Here is a 24,658-nt window from a genome sequence, read left to right as displayed (position 1 = left end):
CACGGGACCCGTCGGCCACCTTGCCGTCCCGGACGGGTACGACACCGGGGACCCCGTCGGCGACCTCGACGCAGTTGCCGCCGTCACCGTTGCTGTAGGTGCTCCTGCGCCGGCGGGCGCCGCTCAGGTCGTACTCACGCATCGTCTGAAGTCCTCAGCCGCCGAGTGGCGGCGGAACCCGCGGGCGGCATGTCACCGGCGTTGCTGTGGTGTTCGGGGACTCGTGCGCCGGCTCGCGCTCGGGCGGCCGTTCCGGGTGGTGGACGTGCCGGGCACGGTGCGGGGAGGGTCGTGCGAAGATCCGCGCCCGGCACTCCGGGCACGCCGGCCGCTGCCCCTTGACCCGGTGGACGTTCGCCCGGGCAATCACTCCGACCCTGCGCTTCGCCGGCGGCACGCTGGGGAGAAGACCCGGCGCCTGCCCGAATCCTCCGCCCACGAAAAGGACCTGCGCACGGTCGTCGACCGGTTGACGGACGTTGATGGCCTGTGACGCGTCTGACTGACCGGGACCGGCGCTGAGGGCGAGGACGCGTTGCTGCCGGATAGGTCGCCAGATGGTGTCCTTGACAATGAGGCTGGTGACCTTGTCGATGCCGGGGCCTCCGGCGGGTCCCGTGCCGGCGAGGATGAGTTTGCGTACAAGATCGGGTTCTTCTGCCGCGATGACCTGGGCGATGAAGCCGCCCATCGACAGGCCGAGCAGGTCGACCCTGTCGTACCCGAGCGCCCGGATGAACAGCACGGTGTCGCGGGCCATCGCCTCGGTCATGTCGGGGGTGGTGCCGCCGGCCGCGCCGACACCGCGGTTGTCGAAGGTGACCACCGGGCGCCGGGCAGCGAGTCCGCCGGCGACGCGGGGATCCCAGTCGTCCAGGACTGCGGACAGGTGGTCGAGGAGGATCAGTGGTACGCCGTCGTCCGGGCCGAGCCGGCGGTAGACGAAGATCACGCCACGCACGGAAACGGAGCGGTTCGGGGTGTTCTTGTACGACGTCGGGGCGGGGGAGCTGGGCGGCGTGCTCATGGCCGGATACTCAGGTGGTGTGGCGGGGAGCGGGGTGTTCAGGGACTTGTCGGCGGAGGTGACGGACGCCCGCGACTCGTCACCTCCCTTACGTCATTGCGACGACGACTTTGCCGGCCTTCGCCCGTCCCTTCTCCACGTACTCCATGGCCTGGAGGGTTTCCTCGAACGGGAAGACGCGATCGATGACGGGACGGACCTTCCCGGTGTCGATGAGTGGGGTGAGTTCGCGCAGTTGGGTGCCGCTGGCCTTCATGAACAGGAACGAGTACGTCACACCGTGGCGCTTGGCGTTGCGCCGGGCTGTGAAGCTGAGGGCTGTCATGGCCAGGCGGAGGATCGGGTTCGCGCCCAGTTCGCGGGCGAAGGCCGGGTCGGGCGGGCCCGCGACGCTGATGGCTGTGCCGCCGGGCTTGAGAACGCGCAGGGACTTGGCGAGGTTCTTGCCGCCAAGGCTGTCGAGGACGACGTCGTAGCCGTCGAGGACCTCTTCGAAGTCCTGGGTGCGGTAGTCGACGACGACGTCCGCGCCGAGGCCCTTGGCCACGTCGACCTTGGCGGTGCTCACGGTGGTGGCCACGTGCGCGCCCAGCGCCTTGGCCAGCTGGACGGCGATGGAGCCGAGGCCGCCGACGCCCGCGTGGATGAGGACCTTCTGGCCCGGCTGCACGCGTGCCCGCTCGACCAGTGCTTGCCATGCGGTCAGGGCGACCAGGGGGAGGGATGCGGCTTCGGCCATGGTGAGGGTGGCCGGTTTGGGTGCCAGGTCGTCCTGGTGGACGGCGATGAGTTCGGCGAAGGTGCCGATGCGGTCCTTGTCGGGCCGGGCGTAGACCTCGTCGCCCACCGCGAAGCGGGTGACGGACGGGCCGACCCGGACGACGGTCCCTGCCAGGTCGTTGCCCAGCACGAGCGGGAGACGGTAGGGCATGAACGCCTTGAAGTCTCCGTTGCGGATTCTGAGGTCCAACGGGTTGATGCCCGCCGCGTGGATCTTCACCAGGACGTCGTCGGCACCTACTTGCGGGTCGGGTATTTCGGCGGCGCGCATCCCGGCTTGGTCGCCGTAGTTCTCGACCATGAAAGCCTTCATCGTCGTCTCCGTTCCGTTTCCCGTCCGTGAGAGGCCGGGGTCTCCGTCTGTCCTCGGTTCTTCCTGGTGCGAGGCACTATGTGTCGTTGTTCTGGCCGCCCGCGGGCGCGCGGCGTCCTCGGTCGCGTTCACCGATCAGGCCACCGGCACGACCGGGGCGGTGACGCGATCGGCGGCGCCTCCCTGGAGGCGGTCGAGGGAGGCGGCGATCACCTCGTGGGGCGTACCGAGCGGCACCGCGCTGACCTCCGTCAGGCGGGTGTACTGATCATCGGTCAGGTGGACGTCGAGGGCGCCGAGGTAGCTGTCGAGCTGGGACAGGTTGCGCGGGCCGATGATCGGGACGAGCGTGGCCACGGAACGGGCGGCGCGCTCGCGCACCCAGGCCACCGCCACCTGGGCGGGCGCCATGCCGGTCTCCTCGGCGATCGCCAGAACGGTGTCGACGACGGCGGTCTTCTGGCCCGTGCTCTCGGTGTGGATGACCATGCCCAGCTCGCTCAGGCGCCCCTCGGAGGAGCTGCGGTATTTGCCGGTGAGCAGTCCGCCGCCGAGCGGAGACCACAGGGCGGCGCCGAGTCCGAGGCTCTCGGCCATGGGTAGGAGCTCACGGTCGGCGGTGCGCTCGACGAGGCTGTACTCGTGTTGGATGCCCACGATCGGGGCCCAGTTCTTCAGGTCCGCGAGAGTTGCCGCGCGCGAGACGCGCCAGGCCGGGAAGTTGGACAGCGCGGCGTGGTGGATCTTGCCGGCGCTCACCAGGTCGTCGAGTCCGCGCAGGAGTTCTTCCATCGGAGTGAGCTGGTCGGGGAAGTGCACCCACAGCAGGTCGATGTAGTCGGTGCTCAGGCGTTTCAGGCTGGCCTCGACCGAGGCGACCATGTTCTTGCGGCTGTTGCCGGTTCTGGAGATGTCCGGTTGCGGGGCGGCGCCGAGGGCGAACTTCGTGGCCAGGACGAAGTGGTCACGGTCGGCGGAGATCAGCTTTCCGGTCAGCACCTCCGCCTCGCCGAACTGGTAGCCGTCAGCGCTGTCGAGAAAGGTGCCGCCGGCCTCGGCGAACCGGTCGAAGATCCGGCGTGCCTCGTCCGGCTCGGCGCCCGCGCCCCAGCCGGTGCCGAAGTTCGCGGTGCCGAGCGCGTACTCGGAGACGCGTAGTCCGGTCCGGTGGCCGAAGGTCGTGTAGCGCATGAGATGTCCTCGCATGAAGGGGTGTGAAGGTGGTCGCGCCGGGGTGGAGGGGTGAGTGTCAGTCCGCGTTCGGCTGAGGTGCCGCGGACAGGCTCTGCTTGACGTACCGGCTGGTCTCGTCGGCGAGGATCTCGGGCAGGCCGGTCTCGATGCCGTGCAGGGCCTGGGCCGCGACGTCGGCGGCGGCGACCTTCTGATCGGCGGGCACACCGGCGGCCATGTCGGTGTCCATGTAGCCGACGTGCAGCGCCGAGACGGCGATGCCGCGGGGCGCCAGCTCGTCGCGGGTGGCACCGGTCAGCGCCCAGGCGGCGGCCTTGGACGCGGCGTAGGAGCCGAGTCCTGCCGGGTGGAACCAGGACAGGACGGACAGGACGTTGAGTACGGCGCCGCCGCCGTTGCCCTCGATGACCGGGGCGAAGGACCGGGTCGCGGCGAGCGGGCCGAAGAAGTTGGTCTCCATCTCCCGGCGCACCTCGGCCACCTCGCCCTCGATCAGCGACGCGCCGGTGGAGATGCCCGCGTTGTTGATCAGCAGTGTCGCGTCGGACGCCACGCGCGCGGCCTCCCGTATCGACGCCTCGTCCGTGACGTCCAGCCGCAGCGGGATGACACCCGGTACGTCCACCGTCTCGGGGCGTCGGGCCGCGCCGTACACCTTCGCGCCGCGCTCGACGAGCTGGGCGGCCAGGTGTCGCCCCAAGCCCCGGTTGGCGCCGGTGACGACCGCGACCGCGTTCTTCAGTTCCATGCTCGCTCCTTGCTGCGGCGGGCGCCTTCGGCCACCCGCCGGAGATTAGATTACGGCTGTAATCTAAGCAGGAGTCTATGATAGATGCCAGTCGACATCCAAACGGGAGGTGGTCATGGGCCGCGTATCGCAGGCGCAGGCGGAGGAAAATCGCAGGCGGGTGGTGGACACCGCGTCCCGGCTGTTCCGAGAGCAGGGCATGCAGGTCAGCGTCGCCGACCTGATGAAGGCGGCCGGTCTGACTCACGGAGCCTTCTACAAGCAGTTCGCCTCCAAGGAGGCGCTCGTCGACGAGGCCACCGCCCACGCCTTCGCCGAGCTCGCCCGACGCCACAGCACCGGGCTCGAGCGGCACGACGGGCAGCGCGCCGCCGCCCAGCAGGCGCTGATCGACAGCTACCTCTCCGTCGAGCACCGCGACGACCCGGCGGACGGCTGCCCGGTCGCCGCGCTCGCCACCGACATCGCGCGCGAGGGCGGGGGGCGCGAGGCCCGTCGCGTCTACGCCGAGGGGGTGGCCGACTTCGCCGATTTCCTTTCCGGTGACGACCAGGACGGCCTTGTCCGGCTCTGCACCCTGTTCGGTGCGCTGGTCCTGTCCCGGGCCACCAAGGGCTCCCCGCTCTCCGGGGAGATCCTCGCCGCCGCGCACGGAGCCTTGACCGAAACAAGCTGATCAAGGGCTCGGTGCGGGGGCACATCGACCGGGCGCGAGGCCATCCAGGCGGCTGGACTGGTGCCATGGCGCGTCGCTGCGCTGCCGTGGAGATCCCTCCGAGCTGCGTGTGTGCATCTCCTGCACCGATGCAATCGACGACACCCCGCAGGCCGACACCTTGGAACGGTGGGACGTGGCGACCCCCACTACGAGGTGGTCCAATTCGGGACGATGACGGTCCACAGAGGGCACTCGACGGGGAGTGGACGCGGATCCAGGCTATGAAAGAGGAGCCGACCTGGCAGGTCGGTCACGACGCGGGGCGTGGCCGCGGCCGACAGGGCCCAGGCGAGCGGTGACGACGCGTGCGGCTTCCGGCCGGCGGCCCAGGAGGAGGCCAGACGCAGCGGTCCGGGTGGCGACGGGCGTAGCGGCCCGCCCTCGGGAGACATGCCCGTCGCGCATGGACAGTCCACGGACCAGCTCGACCAGGGGGCCTCGGTGGCGCTCAGCCGTCGACCTTTTCAGCGTGGATGCCCGCGACCACGCGAGGCAGACCCGATGACGCGGACGCGGACGCGATACGGGATCCGGCCACGGCGATGGTCGTTCAGGTGTCTTCCCGTCAACGAGCGCCGAGCAAGGTGGCGGGGTCACGCGCCCTGCGTTCGGCCGGAGTGAGTCAGGGTTTCTCGTGGCGCGGCCGATGAGGCGAGCAGGCGCAGGCCCTGTTCCGAAGACGAGCCGGGTTCGGCGGTGTAGACGGTGAGGGTGACGGTGATCAGGTTGACGACGGCCCAGTCCGCCAGGCGAGGCAGGACCAGGGACACCAGGCGGCGCGGCGTCTCGTCGACGTAGAGAGTGGAGGTCGGCCGGTGGTGGTCTCGGCGAGCAGCTCTGCTCCCGCCATGCCCAAGGACTTCGAGGTGAAGCGGATGCTCCAGCTGACGGGAACGGGCTTGGTGCTGGTGGCAGCGCACGGAGATCTGGTGATCGTGGCCGGCGCAGCGGGTAGGACACGGACGGCGCAGATCTGAGCGGCCCGCAGCCGGGATGAGCGACGTTGGCGGCTCGTCCACATGCCGTTTGTCCGGGTCATGGTCTCAGGCGTGGTCGAGTGAGTCCGCGGTATCGGCACAGGCGCCTGTGACGCGCCCGTCGAGCGCAGCGTGCACTGTGGGGACGACGGGGAGAAGTGTGTCGAGACCGAGGAGACGCCACACCTGCTGGTAGTGGTCGCTGAGGGCGGCGAGGCGCAGGGTGCCGGCATGGTGGTCGAGCGCGCGGGACAGCGTGATGATCATGCTGACGCCCGAGGAGTCGAGGTACTGCACTTCGGAGGCGTCGAGTACGAGGGTGCCGCAGCCCTCCTTGATCAGGTCTTCGCACCGGGCGCCGATGTCGGGAGCATTGCCGTAGTCCACCTCGGTCGGCAGCCGGACAACCGCCGTGTCCGCGTGCCGTACATGCGCCCTCAGCATCGAGAACTGACTCCCATCCCCATCGTTCGTGCCCGTGCTACCGGCGCTTTTGCCGCCGTCCGGCGACACCAGCGCGCGTACCCTGAAGCGACGTCGGTCACGCGTGCCTTCCAGCGCCGGGCCGGAGAGCGAACTGTCGACGCTAGCGGGCTTACCCGGGCAGTTCGGTGTGCAGGCGGATCGTGGTCCCTTCCACCGGTGTGGACCGGATCTCGACGAGATCGCAAAGCTGGTGGACGAGCCACAGCCCGCGTCCACCCACCTGCCTCGCGGTCGGCATCGTGCGTCCGGCCAGTGGGTCTTCGAGGTAGCCGGCGTCGCGGAACTCGCAGACAAGGCGTCGTTCCTCGCTCCAGGTGCGCAGCACGCCCTGTCCGCCACCGTGGCGGATGCTGTTGGTGGCCACCTCTGTCGCGGCCAGGTGCAGTTCGCGCAGGCGTCGACCGGTCAGGCCGTGCTGTTCGGCGCAGGCAGCGATCTTCTCTCGGAGGGCGGGCAGGTCGCCGCTGGTGTAGCGGAACTCGTCGTACGGGTCGCAGGGGTCGGTGAGGGCAACGAACGCATACGGTGCCCGCGCGTCGTAGTCCTCGCTCAGCACCGTTCGGCCGTCTCTGCGGATCTGGGGGTGGCAGCGTGCCATCTGGCTCAGGGCGGCCTGGTCGCGTGTGACGTCGTAGGGGCACAGCAGCCACCAGGCCGGGCCGTGGGCGAACGCCCTGTTGAGCAGCCACTCGTGGTAGCGCAGTTCCTCGGCCTCAGCAGCACTGCGGACCTGGTCCCAGGGGGATTCGCCGATCCCGCGGACGGGCCGTCCCTCCGCGGCGTGTTCCTTGATCCATTCTTGCCAGGCAGCGATGAGCCGCCCCGGATGACGCGCCACCCGGCTGGTGTCGACATAGCGCACGGTGTCGTTCTCACGGATCTCCGCACGCAGCAATGACGCCTTTTCCTGCGGCACGGCCACGACGACGGCTTCGTCGCCGTCGAGCGCCTCCTGGATGAAACCCAATGCGCCCGCGACGAACTCATCGCTGCCCGAGTACGGATACAACTCGTGCCGGTATCCAGTGCCTTCGAGGAGTGTGGACGAAGAGGAGGTCACGGCGTGATCACCACCGGAACGTCGGGAATCGCGAAGCCGGACAGCTTCCAGGCGAGCCGCACGGTCTCGTTGGTGTCTTCCAGGATGACCTTGCGATCCGGAAGGTGCCTGGCGGCATCGGCCAGTGCGCTCATCCCGGCGGCATCGAAGAACTCCAGGGTCTGGCAGAGCAGACGCACGGTCGGCGTGTGAGCGAGGAGGGTGCACAGGATGGTGCCGAAGGCCGCCGCGCCGTCGCTGTCGACGGTCCCGGTCACCGTCCAGCCTTCCTGCTCGGTTCGGTACACCCGGAAGGCGGGGGAGACCGGGCGGCTGCCCAGATGATGAGGATGCACACAACTGATCTGCTGCAGAGCCGGCAGGTCCCAGTCAGCACCGCTGTAGGCGCAGACCACCATGGCTCCGGTGTCGGCGGCGAACTTATCGAGATCGAGCTCGCTGCGCAGCCACTCCCCGTTCCGGTCCGCGCGAGGTCCGGGCACGACATGGTGCAGCACGCGAAGGGAGCGGAATCCCTCCCGGTCGGCAGCGGCCGCCTCCCGCCGTACCGCGGAGAGAAGAGAACCCTGCAACCGGGCAGGATCCAGTACAAGCGGTGCGAACTCGCTTTCCGCCCGCGGAGCAGGGCCGACGATCACGACCTTGTCGCCGTGCAACGCACCGTCCGCAACGAAAGCCCGGCTGCGGTCGATGACGTCATCGGCACGGTCCAACAGGTGGCAGACATGATCGCCCAGGTCCACCTCGTCCAGGGTTGGCAGTACGCGCGGCGCTCTCACTACTCCTCCCTCGCTTCTCCCTCACTCTACTGCTCTCGTGATTTCCTCCCGCATACTCCCCAAGGCGTGGAGCGGTGCTCGCCACCCCGTCCGGCTGCCACCGACCTGGCGACCAGGCGCCGGCCTCGGAAGGTCTCCCGCAGCGCCTTGAGGACTGCGTACCCCTCCGTGTGGATCCGCTGTGCGGCCCTCTGGGATCAGACCTCCACAAGAGGTTCCTTGCAGAGGAGACGGCTACTTGGCCACGGTGATCACGACGTCGGCGTTCGACGGTTCACCGCTCATCCGGCCAGACAGCTCGCCGGAGGTCTCGGACCCGTCGGCTCGGGCGGGGCGGAGACCTGCTGCGGACGGCCTGCAGCACAAGCAGCGGTGCCCGAGGCTGACGCAGCCGCCCGGCACCTTCGCTCCTGGATCTGCGGCGTTCCGGCAGCACAGCGAGGCCCGTCATCCTTGTTCTTCGAACAGGATTTCGTTGATCACTCTGCGATGGTCGCCCCGGCCTCGGCCCGTGAGCGCCCCGGTGGGCGACGCGGACGTGTCGACGGTGGCGCTGACCCACCTCGCGGCGCCCCGGACATCCGTGAACGCAGGTCCCTCCACCGGTGATCGTCCCGCCTTTCCAGGCGATCTGTCGGCCTCCGCGGTGCAGCTGCGCCGCTGCGCCGCTGCGCCGCATGCATGGTGAGTCGGACGGGTGATTCGCCGGTACGCCGCCCGTCAAAACCTGCAGACCACGGACGTGCAGCCGTTCGCCGCCATCCTGGATGTCCAGAGCCGATGACTCCTACCAGGATGCATGCACTTCTCGACCTCACCTCGGGCGCGGTCACCGCCTGCGGCGACCGGCTGGAGCGGGCTGGGCACTGCTCTGCGTACGCGAGGACGCCCCGGTCACCCGACGCTGCGCCATGGCCAGTGCCGGCCACCCGCCGCCCGTGCTCGTACGGCCCGACGGGACAGCTGAAGCCGTCGGCCTTCTCCCGGGACCGCCCTCGCCGTCTGCGGCCTGCCGCACGAGACGACCACGATCGGCCGGGAGCCGGGCAGCGTCCTCGCGCTCTACACCGACGGCCTGATCCACCTGGGCACGCACGACATCGGCGACGGGCTTCGGCGGCTGACCGATGCGCTCGCCATCTTCTGCCGCCCGGACCGCGCCCTGGACGACACCGGCAGGGCTCTCCTCGACGACCTGGGGGACCCTTACTGTCTTTCCTACTTGTCGACCAGGGACATGTGGTGCTCGTTGTAGCGGTCGCCCTGTACGCCGATGCGGCCGGCGAGCTCGTTCAGGTCGGCCAGTTCGTCGGCGGAGAGCGGCCGTTGAGTGGCGCCGGTGTTCTCTTCGACGCGGGACAGGCGTCGTGTTCCGGGGATCGGGACGATCGACGGGTGCTGGGCGAGAAGCCAGGCGAGCGCTACCTGGCCGGGTGTGGCGCCCTTGGCCTGGGCCAGCGTCGCGACATGGTCCACGAGGGCCTGGTTCGCCGCGCGGTTCTCCGCCGTGAACCGGGGAATGGTCGTGCGGACGTCGCCGTCCGTGAACGGTGTGGACGCGTCGACCGTCCCGGTCAGGAATCCCTTGCCGAGCGGGCTGAACGGCACGAAGCCGATGCCGAGGGCCGCGCAGGTGGGCAGGACCTCCGGCTCGGGGTCCCGGGTCCACAGCGAGTACTCGCTCTGCACCGCCGTCACCGGATGCACCGCGTGGGCGCGGCGGATGGTCTGCGCACTGGCCTCCGAGAGCCCGAAGCAGCGCACCTTGCCCTCCTGGACCAGTTCGCCCACCGCGTCGGCAACGTCCTCGATCGGCACGTCCGGGTCGACGCGGTGCTGGTAGAACAGGTCGATCGTGTCCATGCCGAGGCGCCTGAGGGAGGCGTCGGCCACGGCGCGGATCTGTTCGGGTCGGCTGTTGAGTCCGGCGGGTGCGCCGTTCTCGATGCGGAAGCCGAACTTGGTGGCGATGACCACTTGGTCGCGCAGCGGTGCGAGGGCCTCTCCGACGAGTTCCTCGTTGACGTACGGGCCGTACACCTCCGCGGTGTCGAAGAACGTGACGCCGCGTTCGACGGCGCCGCGGAGTACGGCGATCATGTCCTTGCGGTCACCGGGATTGGGGCCGTAGCTCTGGGACATGCCCATGGCACCGAGCCCGATCGCGGAGACGCGCAGGTCCCGTCCCAGCGTTCGTGTGTGCATCGTTCTCCTCCTTGAGGTCCATCGAGATGGGACCGAACACCGTGAGCAGCATCAGCAGCGTGGACAGTGCCGGCCCGACGCGTCGCGTGGGGCTTGCGGCCGAACGGTGACCGATGGGAAGTGTCGCCTGGTCGTTCACGCGAGGGCCTCCACGGTGGCGTCGCGTCCTTCGAGCCGGTCGATGTCCAGCCGGTTAAGTTCATCGAGCGAGGCGTCGACGCTCCCGGGTGCGAGGGCGTCCTCGGTGTGCTGGTGCATCGTGTCCTCCTTTGTGGCGGCCGTTGCGGTGGCGGGGCGCAGCAGGGCGGACGCGGAGCGACGGGCGTCGTTCTCGGCGATGCGGTACCCGGCCGGTACCCGTACTGTCGCCGCGCTCGCGAGGGAGAGGCCCCTTCCTGCCGGTGGCAGAAAGGGGCCGCACCCGAGAATCAAAGACGGTCGCACTTATACGGGGCCGCTGTCGCTGTCAGCTTTCCGGCGCGTTCCACAGCTTCCGTAGCTCCTCCCATTGGGGCCCAGGGCCGTGCAGGTCCGTGGGCCGACCGGGGTACGGGGTGCGCAGCCCGGCGAGGACCAGGTCGAGGTAGCGCAGGTGCAGCGCCGCGGCACGCTCGCCGGGGACGGGGATCCGAGGGGTGAGGTGTTCGAGCAGCAACGGGATGTCGGCGGACGTGAAGTCGGCGCGCAGCACGCCCGCCCGGTAGGCGCCTTCCACGAGGTCGTCGAGGGCGGCGCGCAGCCGCTCGGCGGCGGTCAGCACCTCCTCGGTGGCCGGCAGCCGACCGCCGACCAGGGGCAGGAGCGGACCGCCCGTCCCCTGGTCGGTCAACGCGTCACGGAAGAATCGGACGAGGGCGGCCCATGGATCGCGCTCCTCGGCGAGCGCCGTGCGCGCCTGGGTGACGAGTTGTTCCATCCCCGCGATCCGCATGCGCTGGGCCAGCAGTTCCTTGCTGGGGTAGCGGCGGTACAGACTGCCCATGCCGATGCCGGCGCGGCGTGCGATCTCGGAGACGGGGGCGTCCCAGCCGCGCTCGGCGAAGACCTCGCGCGCAGCCTGGAAGAGGCGGGCGTCGTTGCGGTCCGCCTCCCGCTGTCGGCCCCGGGGTCTGCCTGCGTACGTGTCATCCATGGCGCGGCATTCTCCCTCAGCGGCGTCCCACGCCGTGACCGCCGTCGACGGTGACGACAGACCCGGTGACGAACCCGGCGTCCTCTCCGGCGAGCATGGCGATCGCCCGGGCCACGTCCTCCGGTTCGGCGACGCGTCCGAGCGGGGTGTGCTCGGCCAGACGCTGCTGGAACTCCGCCGGCTGCCCGGCGCTGGCCTCGGTACGCACGAAGCCGGGCGCGACGACGTTCACGTTGACGCCGAGCGGACCGGCCTCGAAGGCGACGAAGCGGGCGAAGGTGTTGAGCGCGGCCTTGGCGGTGCCGTGCGCGGCCATGCCCACGACGGGCGGGCCGTCGGCAACGGCGCTGGAGACGTACACGATGTGGCCCCCGCCCTGGGCGCCCATGACGGCCAGCGCCTGCTGGGTGAGGGTGTAGACGGACGCGAGTTCGTTCGTGACCTTCGCGTGGAAGTCCTCCCAGGAGAGGCTGGGGAGCGGGGTCGGGACGAAGCGGGCGCCGGCGTTGCAGACCAGGACGTCCAGGCGCCCGTCGACCACGGAGCGCTCCAGCAGTTCCGCAGCCTGGCGGGGGTCGTACACGTCGGCCTGTACGGCGAAGGCTTCGCCGCCGCCAGCCTCGATCTGCTTGACCACCTGGTCGGCAGCCTCGCGATTAGAGAAGTAGTTGACAGCCACGCGGTAGCCGCGGGCTGCCAGCTCACGCGAGGTGGCCGCGCCGATACCCCGGCTGCCGCCGGTGACCAGGGCGGTTGGCTTGCTCGTCGTCTTCATGGGTCCTCCGCGTCGGCAGATCGGTGTGCTCCACCCGAACCTATCGGAGCGGAGCGCTCCGCTCAAACAAAATCGTTGCGCTGTGGCAGATGTCGCGCGGGTTTTCGGCCATGACTCCGATGAGCGGCATACGGCCGCCGACCGCCTGCGGCACGGCCGTCGGTCAAGTCCGCAGCCGGTGGGAGACGGTCCGGCTCAGTGACGTGTGCAGGAGTTATGCAGCACCCCGCTCGTGTCCGACCCGGCGGTCGGACATGTGAGGGGGACGGTGCCGGTGCGCGGGATGCCGGAGCGGGAGGCCGGGGCGTGACTGTGATCTCGCCCGGATCGACGATGCCGGGCGGGTCGGGGCCGGCGTGGGTGAGGCAGCCGGCGTGAGGGCCGAAGGTGACCCGGTGCCGGCTGGGCCCTGGCCCAGCCGGTCGGCTGGGTCGTGACATCGCCGACGCGGTCACCAACTCCCACGATCGGGATCTCCCAGGTGTCGATGCAGAGCCCGTTGCCGGGAGGAATCGGGCGCTGAGACAGGTCGAGTGGGCCGTCCAGGCCCGCAAGGGGCAGTGTCTCCCGGCGCGGGGCATGGTTCGCGTCCCCGGTGGCTCGCCTGGAGGGGCGGGGGCGACTGGAACGTGGAATGCCGGCCGCACCCGCGCCACCGCTGAGTGCACCAACTCCCGGGCCGCTCGACTGAAGGCGCTGTCGAGCGAGGCCGACGATGCAACCGGGAGGCGCAACCGGTCGCACCCCTGCGCCTCTCCCGCGCGCGTGTGCTGCCGTCGACGGCCACCGGGCTGCCTGCCCTGTGGCGGTGCCTGCCCAAGGAGTGCAAAAGCGGGTGGCTGTCCGGAAGGGTCAGGACGGCGGTGCCGACCCTGAGCGGGGTGGTGTGTCCGGCCAGGCAGTCATCGCCGCGTCGGCCACGCGCTCCAATGTCTCCCGCGTCGCCCCGTCGCACGCTTGCTGGTTCATCCCCTGGATGACCGCCGCGTAGAAGGCTGCGAGCCCGTCGGGGTCCACGTCCGCGGGGACCAGCCCCGCATCGATGTCGGCGCGGATGCGGGCGGCGATCGAAGCCTTGGCCTCCTCGCGCATCATGCGCAGCTTGTCCTTCACCTCCTGCGAGCCGGGGGCGCAGTTGGTCGCTCCGGTGATGATGATGCAGCCGGGCGGATGGCTCGGGTCCGTGTAGTCGGCGGCAAGGTGTCGCAGCAGCGCGGTGATGGCCGAGCGGGCGTCCGGTCCCTGTGGCAGGCGAGCTCCGTAGGTGCGCGTGTACAGCTGGACGGCCTCGTCGAACAGCTGCCGCTTGTCGCCGAACGCGGCGTACAGGCTCGGTGGGTTGATCCCCATCGCCTCGGTGAGCGAGGCGACCGACGTCGTCTCGTAACCGTGCGTCCAGAACTCGCGCAGGGCGGCGGCCAGGGCCTGGTCGCGGTCGAAGGCGCGTCGGCTTCGCCTGGGTGCGGCCTTGGCCGTCGTGCGTCCGCTGCTCATGAACGCAGCCTACCGCGATTTGTAGCGAACGCTAAAGACTCTCTGCTACCGTCCTGAACGGCACAGCTTTAGCGTTCGCTAAAGCTGGACTGTCGGCCGAGCCGAGCCGGCCGCCGTCGTCACGAAAGGGACCCGATGACCATGCCGACACCCGCCGCCTTCGCCCGTACGGTTCGCGGCACCGGCCCCGGCCTCCTTCTCGCCCACGGTGCGGGCGGCGGCATCGAGGCCAACTACGGGCCGATCATGGAGGGGCTCGCCGCACGGCACACCGTCGTCGGAGTCGACTACCCCGGCACGGGCGCCACCCCGAAGGCCCAGAGCCCCCTGGAGGTCGACGAGCTGGCGGATCAACTCGTCGCGGCAGCCGACGCCGAGGATCTCAGGACCTTCGCGGTCAGCGGGTACTCACTCGGTGGGCCCGTCGCTGTCCGGGTGGCCGCGCGTCACCCTGAACGGGTCAGCTCGCTCGTCCTCAGCGCGACCTTCGCGCACACCGACACCCGCACGGGCCTCGCCGCTTCCGTCTGGCACCAGCTGTTCGCATCCGGTCGGCACTCCGTCCTCGCCGAGTATCTGACCCTGATGACGCTCAGCGACGCGACCTTGAACGCCCTTGCCCCGGCTCAGGCCCAGGCCGCCGCCGAGCAGCTCGCCCCCGCCATTCCCGCCGGCACGGGCGACCAGGTGGACCTGGTCCGAAGGGTCGATGTCCGCGGCGACCTCGCCGGCATCTCGGTCCCGGCACTCGTCATCGTCACCACCGCCGACCCACTCGTTTCCCCGGCGCTGCAAAGGGAACTCGCCGCTGCCATCCCCGGCGCCGAGGCCGCGGAACTCCCGACCGGCCACCTGCCGTTCGTCGAGCGCCCCCAGGAGTGGCTGACGCTGATCAGCGATTTCCTCGCGCGCCACTGAGGGCTCCACCTTCCGCAAGTCCCGCCGAGACCAGGATCACGCCGGAGCAGGCGGGGCTTCCGGTGTACGGGCCCCGTCGGGTGCCGGGGCTGCGCCGGGGTGGGGTCGCGATGCTCGCCGGGGTGAGTGCGGAGTACTGCACGCGCCTGGAGCGCGGCGATCTGAGCGGGGTCTCCGACAGCGTCCTGCACGACCAGCCGGCCTACGTGCGTAACAACCGCATGAACATCCGGGCGGCCGATCCGCCGGCCCGCGCCCTGCCCTGCGAGGTGTTCGAGCAGACGCCGGCCAAGACCTGCCGGTTCGTCTTCCTCGACCCCCGCGCCACCCGGCTCTACCCCGACTGGGCAGGGGTGGCCCGCAACGGAGTCGGGGCACTGCGGGTTGAGGTCGCCAAGAATCCCTTCGGTGAGCTGTCGAACATGATCGGTGAGCTGTCCACCCGCAGCGACGCCTTCCGCACTCAGTGGGGTGCGCACGACGTGCACGTCTTCGCCGAGGGCACCCAGCGGCTCCACCATCCGGCCGTGGGCGAGATGGCGTTGGTGCACGAAAATCTGGGCGTGCCCGGCGATCCGGGGCTCTCCGCCACCGTCTACAGCGCCGACTCCGGCACCCCGGCCGCGGACGCACTGAAACTCCTCGCCGGCTGGGCTGCCGGCCAGGAGCGGGACGCGGCCGCCTCGCAGGCCGACACCGAGCGCTGACGCCGGCCGGCCCCTCCCTTCGCTCGGCCGCCCGGCGCCTTCATGCCGGTCGGCACGCTGTACCTCACGCCCGTCACACGCAGCGTCCCGTCAGCTCCGGCCATCGGCGCCGCCCCATCCGGTGCCGCGGCCGCTCACCCCGATCCGCCGTGCACATCCACGCTTAGGAATCAGGGGGTCCCTGCTATCACCCCTCACCAGCACACCCAGATCGTCGATGCCCTGTCGCAGCGCGGTCATAATCGGTGTGTTCGGCAGGGCCCCGCCCGTACGGGCAGTAGATGCTGCGCAGGCCGATACGCGTCATCGACCGCTTCAGTCGGCGGTGCCGTGCATCGCGCTTGGCGTACGCGGGGGTCGGCGGCGCGGTCGTCGGCGAAGTGGCTGAAGTGCCGGGCGGAGTCCGGGGGGTCGCGCAGAACGGCGGCGATGACAGATGCGGCCTCACTCGTCAGAGCGCCCAGTCAGGGAGTGATCTTGTCCAAGGCGTAGGTGTCCCGCAACCCGAGCGAGAAGAAGGCCCGTTCAGGGTCTCGAAGTCCTCCGGCAGCGGCGTCCTGGCTGGATGCGCGGCGGAGGGACGTGGACCGTGGGGGATCTTCCAGTATTCCGGGGTGATCACCCTGTCGGGTGGGTGCCAGGATGTCAGCCGGTTGACGTGCGGCGGACTTACGGGGTGGCAGTGGCGGGGACTTCGGTCGGGGCGGTGGACGCGGTGGACTGGAGCCGGTTGCGGACGGGCATGCCCGAGCACTATCCGGTCGAGGAGGTCCCGCGGGTGCTGCGCCGTCTGGTCGGGCGAGGCCCGGCGGCGACGGAGGAGGACTGCCACCCGCTGTACTCCTGCCTGTTGGCCCCGGGAGGCGGGCTGCCGTCGGCCGCGGCCGCGGCCCTGCCGTTCCTCACGGCGCTCGCCTGTGACCCCGCCAACGGCGCACGGGTCACTCTCGTCGAACTGCTCGGCGCCCTCAACGGTGCGGCGCGCGAGTCCGGTGAACAGGGCACGCACGAAGCGTGGCGGGAGGAGTGGCGGCGTCAGGGCGACAAGATCACGGCGCTTCTCGCGGACCCCGCGCCGAGCGTCCGGCGGGCCGCTCTCCTCCTGGCGGACGACGACGCGCTGCTGCAACGGTGGCACTCCGAGACGGACCCGGCCGTACGCCTGCCCCTCCTGCTGGCGCTGGGCACCTGCGCCGCGACGGCCGCCGGCGCGCCACAGACCGGGTTTTCCGGCGGCCGGCGCCGGTTCGCCGGCGCGGTGGAGGCGGTGCTGAGCCGGGTGCTGCGCGACGACGAGCCGGTGATGAAGGTGGCGGCCGTGATCGCCCGGGCGTCCATCGACCGCGACGCCCCCCTCCGGCATGCCGACCTGCTGCTGGACGCCCTCGCGGATCCGGCCGTACGGCCCCGGTTCGAGCGGATCTGGTGGCTGCCGGACGTCGAGAGGCCTTTCACCCGTGACGACGTTGCCGCATGGGTGTCCGGTCTCCTCGACCACGACCCCCCGGCCGCTCTGTCGTTCGTGACCCGGCTGGCCGAGGCGGCGGAACGCACCGGGGACGACGGGCTGCGCCGGGTCGTCCTGGACGAGGCGTGGCGGCACCTGGTGCTGCGGCGTTCCGCGGCGCCTACGGTGCTGCCCCTGGCGGCACGGCTGCTGGACTGTGCCGACGACTGCGTGCGGCTCAAGGCCGTGCACCTCCTCGCCATGCTCGCCCCTGACTCCGGCCCGTACGCCGACCGCCTGGCGGCACTGCTCGACGATCCCGGGACCGACGAAATCTCCTGGATCGAGGGGACCGTCGGCGACTTCGCACGCTGGGCCCTGGTCCGGCTGGGCGACCCCCGCGGCCTCCCCGGCCTGGTCGAGTCGCTCTGGGCGCCCTACCGGGAGCAGTACGGGCGCAGCTGGGTGGCGGGCGATCCGCGCCGGCCGGAGATGCACGAAGTCCTCGCGCCGCTGCGCGAGCACGCGGACGTCCTGCTGCCCGCGCTGCTGGAGGAGGTGCACCAGGACCACGAGCGGCACGGCGACCACGGCGAGATCATGGGCACCTTGCTGCACGTCGCCGAGGAGTGGGGGCCGGACGCGCTGCCCGTGCTCCCGGTCGTCCTGCCGCTCCTGAGGGACACGCGGTACTCGTTGCGCGTGGTCGACGTGCTGCTGGCGATGGGTCCCGGTGCCGCCTCGACGGCGTCCGCCGTGCGCGACGCGGTCGTCCTCGACCACCCGGGCAACCACGACAAGATCGCCTGGGCCGCGTGGCGCATCGCGGGGGGTGACGACGGTACCGCGCTGCGGCGCCTGGGCGAGGCGGTGCACGACGAGCAGGCGTCGCCGTACGGACCGGTCCTCCTCCTGTCCGACTTCGGCCCGGCCGCCGCGGCGCACGCCGGACGAGTGCGTGAGGTCATGGAGAACGCCGAGTACGGGAGGGCGACGGCAGCGGTCGCCCTGTGGGCGATCACCGGCGACCCGCGGGCCACCTTGTCGGTGCTTGAGCAGGTCGTCGTGCGCTTCACCAGGGACGACGACCGCTACGGCGAACTGGCCGAGGCACTCCGCGCCTTCCTGCGCATCGGCACGGTCACACCGGCCGCCCGGCGGGCACTGCGCCTCGTCGGGGCCCGCGACCTGAGGCTCTCCAATCACCGGGACTACCGGGCCGTCCTCGACGACCAGGAACTCCGCTCCACCATCGCCGCGGTGCTCGCGCTCCCCTGACGTGCGGAGGCGCCAATCCCGGCCAGCGGGCGGGTGTCTGTACGCACTTGTCTTGGCTCCAGTGCACGGAGTTGTTTCGGCTCCACCGACCGGGAAGGGGCGTGCGTCGGAATCGGATCACGTCGTGGTGGCGAGTTCGACGAGGTGCCGGGCTGTGCCGACAGGATCAATGATCTGGTGGAGGTGCGCGCCGGGCAGGTGTGCCACACGCCAGCCGCGTTCGCGTGCCTCGGCGGCAAGGTCGTCATACGGAGGGCCGAACAGCAAGTAGGAGCAGGGATGGTCGTCCCAGCCGTCGGGGACCGGGATGTGCTGCTCGTAGTAGGACAGCGGCAGGGTGGGCTGTTCCTCGATGACGGTGTGTCGCATCGTCGGATCGGTGAACATGGGGGCGACGTCTGCCTCGTCCCACCAGTCGGTCCAACGTGGAAGCCTGCCCATTGCGCCCATCGGACTGAGGAACTCCAGCATCTCGGGTGAGGCGACTGGGGTCGGTCCGGTCAGGGCCGGCAGCGCGGCATCGACGAAGATCGAGCTGGTCACCGGATGGTCGAGGCCCGAACGGATCACCGGGAGAAACAAGCCTGCATTGCTGTGTGCCACCAATGTGACGGGGCTGCCAGCCGGCACGTGCCGGAGGTCGTCGCGGACGGCACTGACGATGCGGGGCCAGAACGGCGGAGCACCGGCGCCGATGTGCAGCAGGGACGGCACCTTTACCTGGTATCCCGCCGCCGTCAGGTGTTCGGCCACGGGGCGCCAGGTCGAGGGGCCTACGGACGGACTGTGCACGAGGACGAAGATCGGCTGCATGCGACGATCCTGTCGCCCACGCCATCGGAGCCGCGACAGTGTTGGCCGACAGCAGAACGCTCGGTTCACGACTCCCTGAACTCCGAGCGGGGCCAGATCGACTTCTTACTGCATGGAGCCACCGCTGATCCGTGCGGTGGAGCCCAAGAGGGAACTGCTGGCCTCGGCCGAGGGATCGCACCAGCGCCTCGTCAGGGGGATCGCACCAGCGCCTCGTCAGGGGGACGGGCGAAGACCTCGCAGCAGGACGCAGAGGTAGGCGTCGACGAGTTCCGGGGAGGAGGGCTGGGCACGGGCGACCGCGAGGGCGGTTCGGCCGATCAGGCTGGTCGTGACAGCGGGATCGATGTCGGTGCGCACGGTGCCGTCGCGCTGAGCTGCCTCGACCGGGACGACGCCCGGCCGGTCCCTGCACGCCTTCCTTCCAGAGGTGATCGCCTTTCAGGCGGCACACCACTCGGCCAGCGACCAGTTGGAGGCACTGAACATGCCCGCCACCACTGCCCTGCGCGGCGACCTCGCCCGCGTCATGGAGGAGATGACCTCGGCTGGGTGTCGCAGCCGTCATGGTCGGCATCGATCCGGCCGCTGATCCACTCGACGGGAGACTTGCGAGCGCCGTGAGCACGGCAGGCGCTTGAGCGAGGCCTGCGCCTGCGCACGGCTGACCGGCGTCGGTCGGCAGCGGGAGACGCCTTCGAGGTCAGGCGTCGGGTGTGGTGGCGGTGAGCAGCCAGCCGGTGCTGCGCAGTTGCAGGCCGGCGTCGCCTTCGTAGGGGCGAAGAGCGTCGGTCAGTCGGTCCAGGGCACGGGCGGCGGTGCTGGGCGCGGTGTGCCTGAGGAGGTGGCGGCCGGGCCCGGTGTTCAGGAGGAAATCGGCGGCCTCTGCCGCGTCGTGCCCCCAGGTGCCGAGGGCCGTGACGTGTTCGGCCCGCACGTTTCGCCATCCCGCCTCCTCCAGCAGTGCTTCCGCCGCGCCGGGCGCGGCCAGTGAGAACATGCCGGGGCCGGGCTTGCCGAAGTCGCCCAGTGGCAGCAGGTCGGCGAGGGCGGCCAGGGTGGTCAGCCACTGGTTGCCGTCGGGTTCGGCGGCGCACAGCAGTGCGGCGCGGCCGCCTGGGCGCAGGGCGGCTGCGATGTTGGCGAAGGCGGCGGCGGGGTCGGTGAAGAACATGATGCCGAAGCGGCTGATGGCGAGGTCGAAGCTGCCGCGGGGGAGTGGGTGGACCTGGGCGTCGCCCTGTTCGAAGCGGATGTTGTCGAGGCCTGCACTGTCGGCGCTGGCCCGGGCGCGCTGGAGCATGGGGCCGGAGAGGTCCAGGCCCAGGGCGCTGCCGTGCGGGGCGGCGGCGCGAGCGGCGAGCCGGGTCGTGGCTCCGGCACCGCAGCCGATGTCGAGGACGCGGTCACCGGGCGCGATGGCTGAGGCGTGGAACAGGGGCTGGTCGAAGCCTGCGTTCACGGCGTTCCAGCGGTCGTGGTGGACTGCCCAGTGGGTGCCCTCGTAGCCGTTCCAGGCCTGCGCCTGGGCGGTACTGGCGATGGGGTGCATGAAGGAAACCTCCCGTGGACGGGCGTTGCCAAGCGATGAACCGCTCCTAAAATGGGCGCGTGCCCAAACAGTATGGGCACTTGCCCATACCTGCAATGCCCTTGTCCCTGGGAGGACTTGTTGTCACCACGCGGAGTGGCCATCCCCGATCTACGGGAGCGCCTTTTCGAGGCGGCCGAACGGGTCGTGGCCCGGGACGGGGCCGCTGCTCTGACCAGTCGGGCAGTCACGGCCGAAGCCGGGTGCGCCAAGGGGGTGCTGCACACGCACTTCGAGGGACTGGACGAGTTCGTTGCCGAGCTGGTGTTGGACCGCTTCACCCGTACCGCCGCGCTGGCCACCGCCCTTCCCGAAAAGGCGGGCAGCGGCTCCGTCACCGGCAACCTGGTGGACCTGGCCACGGCGATGCTGAGCCTGGATCCCGGAGTCGTCGGACTGGCAGTGACCCGGCCGGCGGCGGCCCTGCGCGTACGGGAGGCATGGGCCGCGGGCGCGCCCGGCTTCGACGCGATTCAGGCTTCCATCGAGACCTACCTGGGTGCCGAACAGCGGCTGAAGCGTGTCGCTGACGGGTTGGATGTCGGATCGGTCGCGCTCGCGCTGGTGGGCACACTGCATCATCTGCTGATGACAGGGCGCCCGGGTGCGCCGCGCCCGCAGGATCGGGTGGAGCGGCTGGTCCACGCCCTGACGGACCTCTCCTGACCCAGGCCCTGTGCCACCGGTACGGCGCAGCCGCACCCAGGGCGGGTCGTTCCGCAGCAGGGCCCCGCGCCACCCGCCGCGGCGGTGCCCGGTAGCGTCACCGCAGTCGCATCGAGGAGGGGGACCAGTGGTGGACCTGGGAATCATCGGGCAGGCCGCCGGGCTGTTCGCCGTCACCAACATCGACGACATCGTGGTCCTGGCGCTGTTCTTCGCCCAGGGTGCCGGTTACCGAGCCTCCACCCGCCGCATCGTGCTCGGGCAGTATCTGGGCTTCGCCGCGATCCTCGCCGTGGCGGTGGCCGCCGCCTTCGGAGCGACCTTCCTGCCTGAGTCGGTCATCCCCTACCTCGGCCTGCTGCCTCTCGCCCTTGGTCTGAAGGCCGCTTGGCAGGCGTGGAGCCACCGCCGTGACGGAGGCACGGACGACGGTGGCACGGACGAAGAGGGGGAGCAGGCCAAGGACGGCGGCCCCAGCCCGCTGGAGGTCGCCGCGGTCACGTTCGCCAACGGCGGCGACAACATCGGCGTCTACGTGCCGGTGTTCGCCACCGCCGGCATCGGCGGGATGAGCGCGTACGCCGTGGTGTTCCTCGCGCTGGTGGCGGTGTGGTGCTTCGCCGGCCGGTTCTTCGCCACCCGCTCCGTCATCGCCGAAGCCCTCGCTCGATGGGGCCACATTCTGCTGCCCCTCGTCCTGATCGCCATCGGCCTGGTCATCCTCGTCGAGGGCGGCGCCTTCGGTCTGTGAGGCACCCGGCGCGGCGGTCCCCATCGACTTCCCCGTGCCGGGCGGGCGTTGCCGGAACCGGCGCACACGTGCTGCCGGCAACCGGCCGTAGGCTCGCTGGCACAACGGCACCTGGGGGAAGAGCCCGGGCCACACCTACAGGCCGTGGGCTCTCGCCGATGTCGCTCGCGTCGGCCTCGCCTACGGAAACGAGCACCGCGAAGACGATCCCGTCCGGGCAGGCGTGCGGTCCCGCCGTCGACGACGTTCCCTCTCCCCAGGCCGGGGGGGGCACTCCCCGCGCGCGGGGGATCTTTCCGCGCCGTGCGGCGGCTGTACTGGAGTGGCTGGAACGCCACGGTCACGGCGAGGGCACACGACGCACCCGCCCGCGGCGGCCCGCATCGGGCTCGCGGGGAAACCTCTCCCTCCCGGCGCACCGCGCACCGTCCCCGTGCGTAAGGGGTCTGGTCTGTCGGGCGACTGCATGCCAGCCGGCGGCATGTCAGCCGGCGGCATCCACCAGGAACTCCTGGTCCCGGGCTCCCGTGCAGCGCTGCTGAGCGATCTCGGCGCCCACCGCCCGGTCGTCGGCGCCGTTGATGCCGAGGCACATTCCGTTCTGCACGACGTGGATCCGGAAGGCGTTGTCGCCGGAGCTGTCGACGGGGTCGAAGAAGAAGTGTTGGCTGGTGCGGTCCGCCGAACAGCTCTCCCAAGGCCAGGGTTCGAGCAGTCCCTCGACGACATGACCGCTGCCCAGGGCCGTGAGGCACCCGTCGCCGTACACCGGATGGCGCCACTGGATGTAGTACGAGCCTGTCTTGCCGACAGGGACAAGGGAGACGTCAGGTGGTGTGGCGTCGGCACACGGGTGCTGGACGGCGACCTGGCTGCGGTAACGCCCCTTGCGGTCGTGGCCCTCGGTGATGCACAGCCCGGCGGCCAGAGCCGGCCGGATCCGGGTGGGCCCCGCTGCCGGGCCGTCGGAGCCGGTGGTCGAGACGGGGGCCGAGGAGGAGGCGAGGCCTGGTGTCGCACCGGCCTCGTGCGCCGCCGGGTCCCGGTCGCCCGTTCCTCCCGGCAGCAGCGCCCAGGCTCCCGCAGCGGCGAGCAGGAGCACGGTGCCGACGCAGAACGCGAGGACGGGCCGGCTTCTGATGCGTGTCAACGCCTTCTGCGTCGTGGACTGTTCGCGCGTCGCGTCGAACGGCGGATCGTCGTCCGAGTGGGCCGGCCCTCCCTCTGCGAGCTTCGACCGGTCGTGCCCGAGCGTCGGCCCTTCTCCTCCGGGCGGCAATCCGCTGTCCTGGGGCGGCACCCCGTCGTCCGCGTACGAGGGCTCGTCGGTGGCCAGCCGGTCTCTGGCCTCCAGCCAGGCGGTGGGGTCCTCGTCTCTCCCGCAGGCTCGGACGAACGCGGCGACGACCTCCGCACGCGGCAGCGAGTCCCGGCGCAGCGCGTCGGCGACCGTGCTCCGAGCGAGCACGTCCCCGCGCCGCTGCGCGTTGGCCTCCAACTGGCGGTAGGTCAGCCCGGACCGTTCCTTGAGCTGCCGCATGCAGGCCACGAACTCCGCGACGTTGCGCGCCTCCTGCGGTAGCGGACGCTGTCTCCCCATGTCCGGACATCTTCGTCCGGTCCCTCGCGGTGGACAATCCGGGATTCTGCCAATCGCCGTCCCACCACTCGACCGTCCCGGACACGACCCGGACAGATCCGTGACCAGCCCGGACAGCCCCGCCGTGTCCGGGACAGCCGAAGCCCCTCCTCCGGGGGGAGTTGGTCCGCACAGACTGGATGCCCGGCCGGTCGAGCACGGTCCGAGGCCTGACGGCCGCTCCCCCCGCGAGCCACCGGGGGATCACCCGACGAAAGGACATAGCCGATGAAGACGATCCGCACCCTCGCCGACCGGATGCTGGACCACCTGGTGCCCCGGGAGACGGCCGGGGCATGCGAGTGGTGGTACCGCTGCATCCGCAACCAGCCCTGTTCCTCCTACAACCAGTACACGCAGCGCGTCTGGTCGTGCGACCTGAACAGGCGCGAGTTCGTACGGTGCGGCTGCACGTCGTAAGGCCGGTAGCAGCCCACCGCGGCCGGGCCTCAAGGAGACGGGGCCCGGCCGTCGGACGCACGGGAGGTGCACGACGCGCCGGCCGGACCACCGGCCGCGTACCCCCTCCCGCGAAACCTTCCGTGGACCGCCGTGAGGAGTGCTCGTGGACTTCCTTTCCTCGACATGCCAAGGACTGCTGGCGCTCGTCTTCACCGGCGCCTGTGTGAGCAAGGTGCGCACCGCTGCCTCGTTCGCGGCTTTCTCGGACACCGTCGTGACACTCGGGAGGGTGCCGCGGCGCCTGGCGGGCGGCTTGGCGGCGGGGATCGTCTCCCTGGAAGCCCTGACCGCACTGTGCCTCGCCGTTCCGGCGCTGCACGGAGTGGGGCTCGCGGCGGCAGCCGTGCTGCTGACCGGTTTCACCTACGCCATCGCCCGTGCGCTACGGGACGGCAACAGGGTCACGTGCCACTGCTTCGGGACGTCCGGCGACCGCCCGGCGGGATGGCCCCAGATCGTCCGCAACAGCCTGCTGCTCACCGCCGTCGCGGCGGCCGTGCCGGGAACGCAGGGCGGCCACTCCCTGTCCTGGCAAGGCGTGTTCTCGGCCTGGCTCATCGGTGCGGTGTGCGCCGTTGTGGTGGCGACGGGAGAGGAGATCGTCTCGCTCGTGCGTCATGGCCGTCCGCCCCTTCCCTACGGCGCCTTCCGAACGACGCCTCCGAACTGACGAACGACACTCCCGAACTTCTGAACTA

26 protein-coding genes and 2 pseudogenes are annotated in these 24,658 nt (G+C 70.6%); 10 read left to right on the top strand and 18 right to left on the bottom strand.

What is annotated here, in order from left to right; all coding sequences use genetic code 11:
- Window positions 1-19 precede the first annotated feature (19 nt).
- The 5 genes and pseudogenes from IG05_RS50615 to IG05_RS0116930 all read right to left on the bottom strand — a co-directional run.
- Window positions 20-142: pseudogene (locus tag IG05_RS50615) on the bottom strand (DUF397 domain-containing protein); the annotation flags it as partial.
- 12 nt (window positions 143-154) lie between these two features.
- Entirely contained in the window at window positions 155-1,027 is an 873-nt protein-coding gene (locus IG05_RS49325; protein ID WP_051789950.1) for an alpha/beta fold hydrolase, read from the bottom strand.
- 88 nt (window positions 1,028-1,115) lie between these two features.
- A complete protein-coding gene (locus IG05_RS0116940; protein WP_030343395.1) occupies window positions 1,116-2,120 on the bottom strand; it encodes an NADP-dependent oxidoreductase in 1,005 nt (334 codons plus the stop codon).
- A gap of 135 nt (window positions 2,121-2,255) precedes the next feature.
- Window positions 2,256-3,311 (bottom strand): aldo/keto reductase, encoded by a 1,056-nt coding sequence (locus IG05_RS0116935; protein WP_030343394.1) that lies wholly within the window; start codon window positions 3,309-3,311, stop codon window positions 2,256-2,258.
- 58 nt (window positions 3,312-3,369) lie between these two features.
- Window positions 3,370-4,062: an SDR family oxidoreductase gene (locus tag IG05_RS0116930; RefSeq protein WP_030343392.1), complete on the bottom strand. Its 693-nt coding sequence runs from the start codon at window positions 4,060-4,062 to the stop codon at window positions 3,370-3,372.
- A gap of 115 nt (window positions 4,063-4,177) precedes the next feature.
- Here IG05_RS0116930 and IG05_RS0116925 point away from each other — a divergent pair, with 115 nt between their 5' ends.
- Entirely contained in the window at window positions 4,178-4,738 is a 561-nt protein-coding gene (locus tag IG05_RS0116925; RefSeq protein ID WP_030343391.1) for a TetR/AcrR family transcriptional regulator, read from the top strand.
- A 635-nt stretch (window positions 4,739-5,373) separates the two neighbouring features.
- Here the strand turns inward: IG05_RS0116925 and IG05_RS46945 are convergent.
- The gene (locus tag IG05_RS46945; RefSeq protein WP_234335913.1) at window positions 5,374-5,550 is read right to left on the bottom strand and encodes a hypothetical protein; all 177 of its coding nucleotides are present in this window, start codon (window positions 5,548-5,550) and stop codon (window positions 5,374-5,376) included.
- Window positions 5,551-5,628: 78 nt separating this feature from the next.
- On the opposite strand from IG05_RS46945, the gene IG05_RS49980 reads away from it, so the two are divergent.
- The gene (locus IG05_RS49980; protein ID WP_267883315.1) at window positions 5,629-5,757 is read left to right on the top strand and encodes a hypothetical protein; all 129 of its coding nucleotides are present in this window, start codon (window positions 5,629-5,631) and stop codon (window positions 5,755-5,757) included.
- Window positions 5,758-5,823: 66 nt separating this feature from the next.
- Here IG05_RS49980 and IG05_RS0116910 read toward each other — a convergent pair whose 3' ends face one another.
- The 3 genes from IG05_RS0116910 to IG05_RS0116900 form a co-directional block, all read right to left on the bottom strand.
- On the bottom strand, window positions 5,824-6,201 hold the full coding sequence (locus tag IG05_RS0116910) for an STAS domain-containing protein (protein ID WP_030343389.1): 378 nt from the start codon (window positions 6,199-6,201) through the stop codon (window positions 5,824-5,826).
- A 151-nt stretch (window positions 6,202-6,352) separates the two neighbouring features.
- Entirely contained in the window at window positions 6,353-7,303 is a 951-nt protein-coding gene (locus IG05_RS0116905) for a sensor histidine kinase (RefSeq protein ID WP_030343388.1), read from the bottom strand.
- A complete protein-coding gene (locus tag IG05_RS0116900; protein WP_324605014.1) occupies window positions 7,300-8,046 on the bottom strand; it encodes an MEDS domain-containing protein in 747 nt (248 codons plus the stop codon). Before IG05_RS0116900 ends, IG05_RS0116905 begins: the two co-directional genes overlap by 4 nt.
- An 803-nt stretch (window positions 8,047-8,849) precedes the next feature.
- Between IG05_RS0116900 and IG05_RS45335 the strand changes: the two are divergent.
- A pseudogene (locus IG05_RS45335) lies at window positions 8,850-9,337 on the top strand (PP2C family protein-serine/threonine phosphatase).
- Here IG05_RS45335 and IG05_RS0116895 read toward each other — a convergent pair.
- The 5 genes from IG05_RS0116895 to IG05_RS0116875 form a co-directional block, all read right to left on the bottom strand.
- The gene (locus IG05_RS0116895) at window positions 9,301-10,287 is read right to left on the bottom strand and encodes an aldo/keto reductase (RefSeq protein WP_030343385.1); all 987 of its coding nucleotides are present in this window, start codon (window positions 10,285-10,287) and stop codon (window positions 9,301-9,303) included. The pseudogene IG05_RS45335 and the gene IG05_RS0116895 sit on opposite strands and share 37 nt — an antisense overlap.
- Before the next feature lie 135 nt (window positions 10,288-10,422).
- The gene (locus tag IG05_RS49975; protein WP_267883314.1) at window positions 10,423-10,545 is read right to left on the bottom strand and encodes a hypothetical protein; all 123 of its coding nucleotides are present in this window, start codon (window positions 10,543-10,545) and stop codon (window positions 10,423-10,425) included.
- Between the two features lie 208 nt (window positions 10,546-10,753).
- Complete coding sequence (locus IG05_RS0116885) at window positions 10,754-11,419, bottom strand: TetR/AcrR family transcriptional regulator (RefSeq protein ID WP_030343384.1); 666 nt, start codon at window positions 11,417-11,419, stop codon at window positions 10,754-10,756.
- 16 nt (window positions 11,420-11,435) lie between these two features.
- Window positions 11,436-12,194, bottom strand: coding sequence for an SDR family NAD(P)-dependent oxidoreductase (locus IG05_RS0116880; protein ID WP_030343382.1), 759 nt, complete (start codon window positions 12,192-12,194; stop codon window positions 11,436-11,438).
- A gap of 852 nt (window positions 12,195-13,046) precedes the next feature.
- On the bottom strand, window positions 13,047-13,688 hold the full coding sequence (locus IG05_RS0116875) for a TetR/AcrR family transcriptional regulator (protein ID WP_030343380.1): 642 nt from the start codon (window positions 13,686-13,688) through the stop codon (window positions 13,047-13,049).
- Window positions 13,689-13,829: 141 nt separating this feature from the next.
- Here IG05_RS0116875 and IG05_RS0116870 point away from each other — a divergent pair, with 141 nt between their 5' ends.
- From IG05_RS0116870 to IG05_RS0116860, 3 genes are all read left to right on the top strand, one after another.
- Window positions 13,830-14,606 (top strand): alpha/beta fold hydrolase, encoded by a 777-nt coding sequence (locus IG05_RS0116870; RefSeq protein WP_107051374.1) that lies wholly within the window; start codon window positions 13,830-13,832, stop codon window positions 14,604-14,606.
- Between the two features lie 122 nt (window positions 14,607-14,728).
- Window positions 14,729-15,313 (top strand): transcriptional regulator, encoded by a 585-nt coding sequence (locus tag IG05_RS47840; protein ID WP_234335882.1) that lies wholly within the window; start codon window positions 14,729-14,731, stop codon window positions 15,311-15,313.
- Between the two features lie 682 nt (window positions 15,314-15,995).
- Window positions 15,996-18,038, top strand: a complete 2,043-nt coding sequence (locus tag IG05_RS0116860; RefSeq protein WP_158838924.1) for a hypothetical protein — start codon at window positions 15,996-15,998, stop codon at window positions 18,036-18,038.
- 117 nt (window positions 18,039-18,155) lie between these two features.
- Here the strand turns inward: IG05_RS0116860 and IG05_RS0116855 are convergent, their stop codons facing one another.
- From IG05_RS0116855 to IG05_RS0116850, 3 genes are all read right to left on the bottom strand, one after another.
- The gene (locus tag IG05_RS0116855; RefSeq protein WP_030343374.1) at window positions 18,156-18,851 is read right to left on the bottom strand and encodes a hypothetical protein; all 696 of its coding nucleotides are present in this window, start codon (window positions 18,849-18,851) and stop codon (window positions 18,156-18,158) included.
- A gap of 216 nt (window positions 18,852-19,067) precedes the next feature.
- Window positions 19,068-19,286: a hypothetical protein gene (locus IG05_RS47835; RefSeq protein ID WP_324605015.1), complete on the bottom strand. Its 219-nt coding sequence runs from the start codon at window positions 19,284-19,286 to the stop codon at window positions 19,068-19,070.
- Between the two features lie 268 nt (window positions 19,287-19,554).
- On the bottom strand, window positions 19,555-20,403 hold the full coding sequence (locus tag IG05_RS0116850; protein WP_030343373.1) for a class I SAM-dependent methyltransferase: 849 nt from the start codon (window positions 20,401-20,403) through the stop codon (window positions 19,555-19,557).
- Window positions 20,404-20,523: 120 nt separating this feature from the next.
- On the opposite strand from IG05_RS0116850, the gene IG05_RS0116845 reads away from it, so the two are divergent.
- The gene (locus tag IG05_RS0116845) at window positions 20,524-21,108 is read left to right on the top strand and encodes a TetR/AcrR family transcriptional regulator (RefSeq protein WP_030343370.1); all 585 of its coding nucleotides are present in this window, start codon (window positions 20,524-20,526) and stop codon (window positions 21,106-21,108) included.
- Between the two features lie 130 nt (window positions 21,109-21,238).
- Window positions 21,239-21,859: a cadmium resistance transporter gene (locus IG05_RS0116840; RefSeq protein ID WP_030343368.1), complete on the top strand. Its 621-nt coding sequence runs from the start codon at window positions 21,239-21,241 to the stop codon at window positions 21,857-21,859.
- Between the two features lie 484 nt (window positions 21,860-22,343).
- On the opposite strand, the gene IG05_RS0116835 is transcribed toward IG05_RS0116840, so the two are convergent.
- Window positions 22,344-23,459: an XRE family transcriptional regulator gene (locus IG05_RS0116835; protein WP_030343366.1), complete on the bottom strand. Its 1,116-nt coding sequence runs from the start codon at window positions 23,457-23,459 to the stop codon at window positions 22,344-22,346.
- A gap of 267 nt (window positions 23,460-23,726) precedes the next feature.
- On the opposite strand from IG05_RS0116835, the gene IG05_RS0116830 reads away from it, so the two are divergent.
- The gene (locus IG05_RS0116830) at window positions 23,727-23,918 is read left to right on the top strand and encodes a hypothetical protein (protein ID WP_030343364.1); all 192 of its coding nucleotides are present in this window, start codon (window positions 23,727-23,729) and stop codon (window positions 23,916-23,918) included.
- A 139-nt stretch (window positions 23,919-24,057) separates the two neighbouring features.
- Entirely contained in the window at window positions 24,058-24,630 is a 573-nt protein-coding gene (locus tag IG05_RS43720; protein ID WP_078894255.1) for a MauE/DoxX family redox-associated membrane protein, read from the top strand.
- Window positions 24,631-24,658 lie beyond the last annotated feature (28 nt).

It is taken from the genome of Streptomyces sp. NRRL S-1022 (genome assembly GCF_000720135.1).
In the GTDB taxonomy this organism is placed as follows: domain Bacteria; phylum Actinomycetota; class Actinomycetes; order Streptomycetales; family Streptomycetaceae; genus Streptomyces.
Note: the sequence above shows the minus strand (reverse complement) of the source record. Positions and strands in the feature narration are given on the sequence as shown.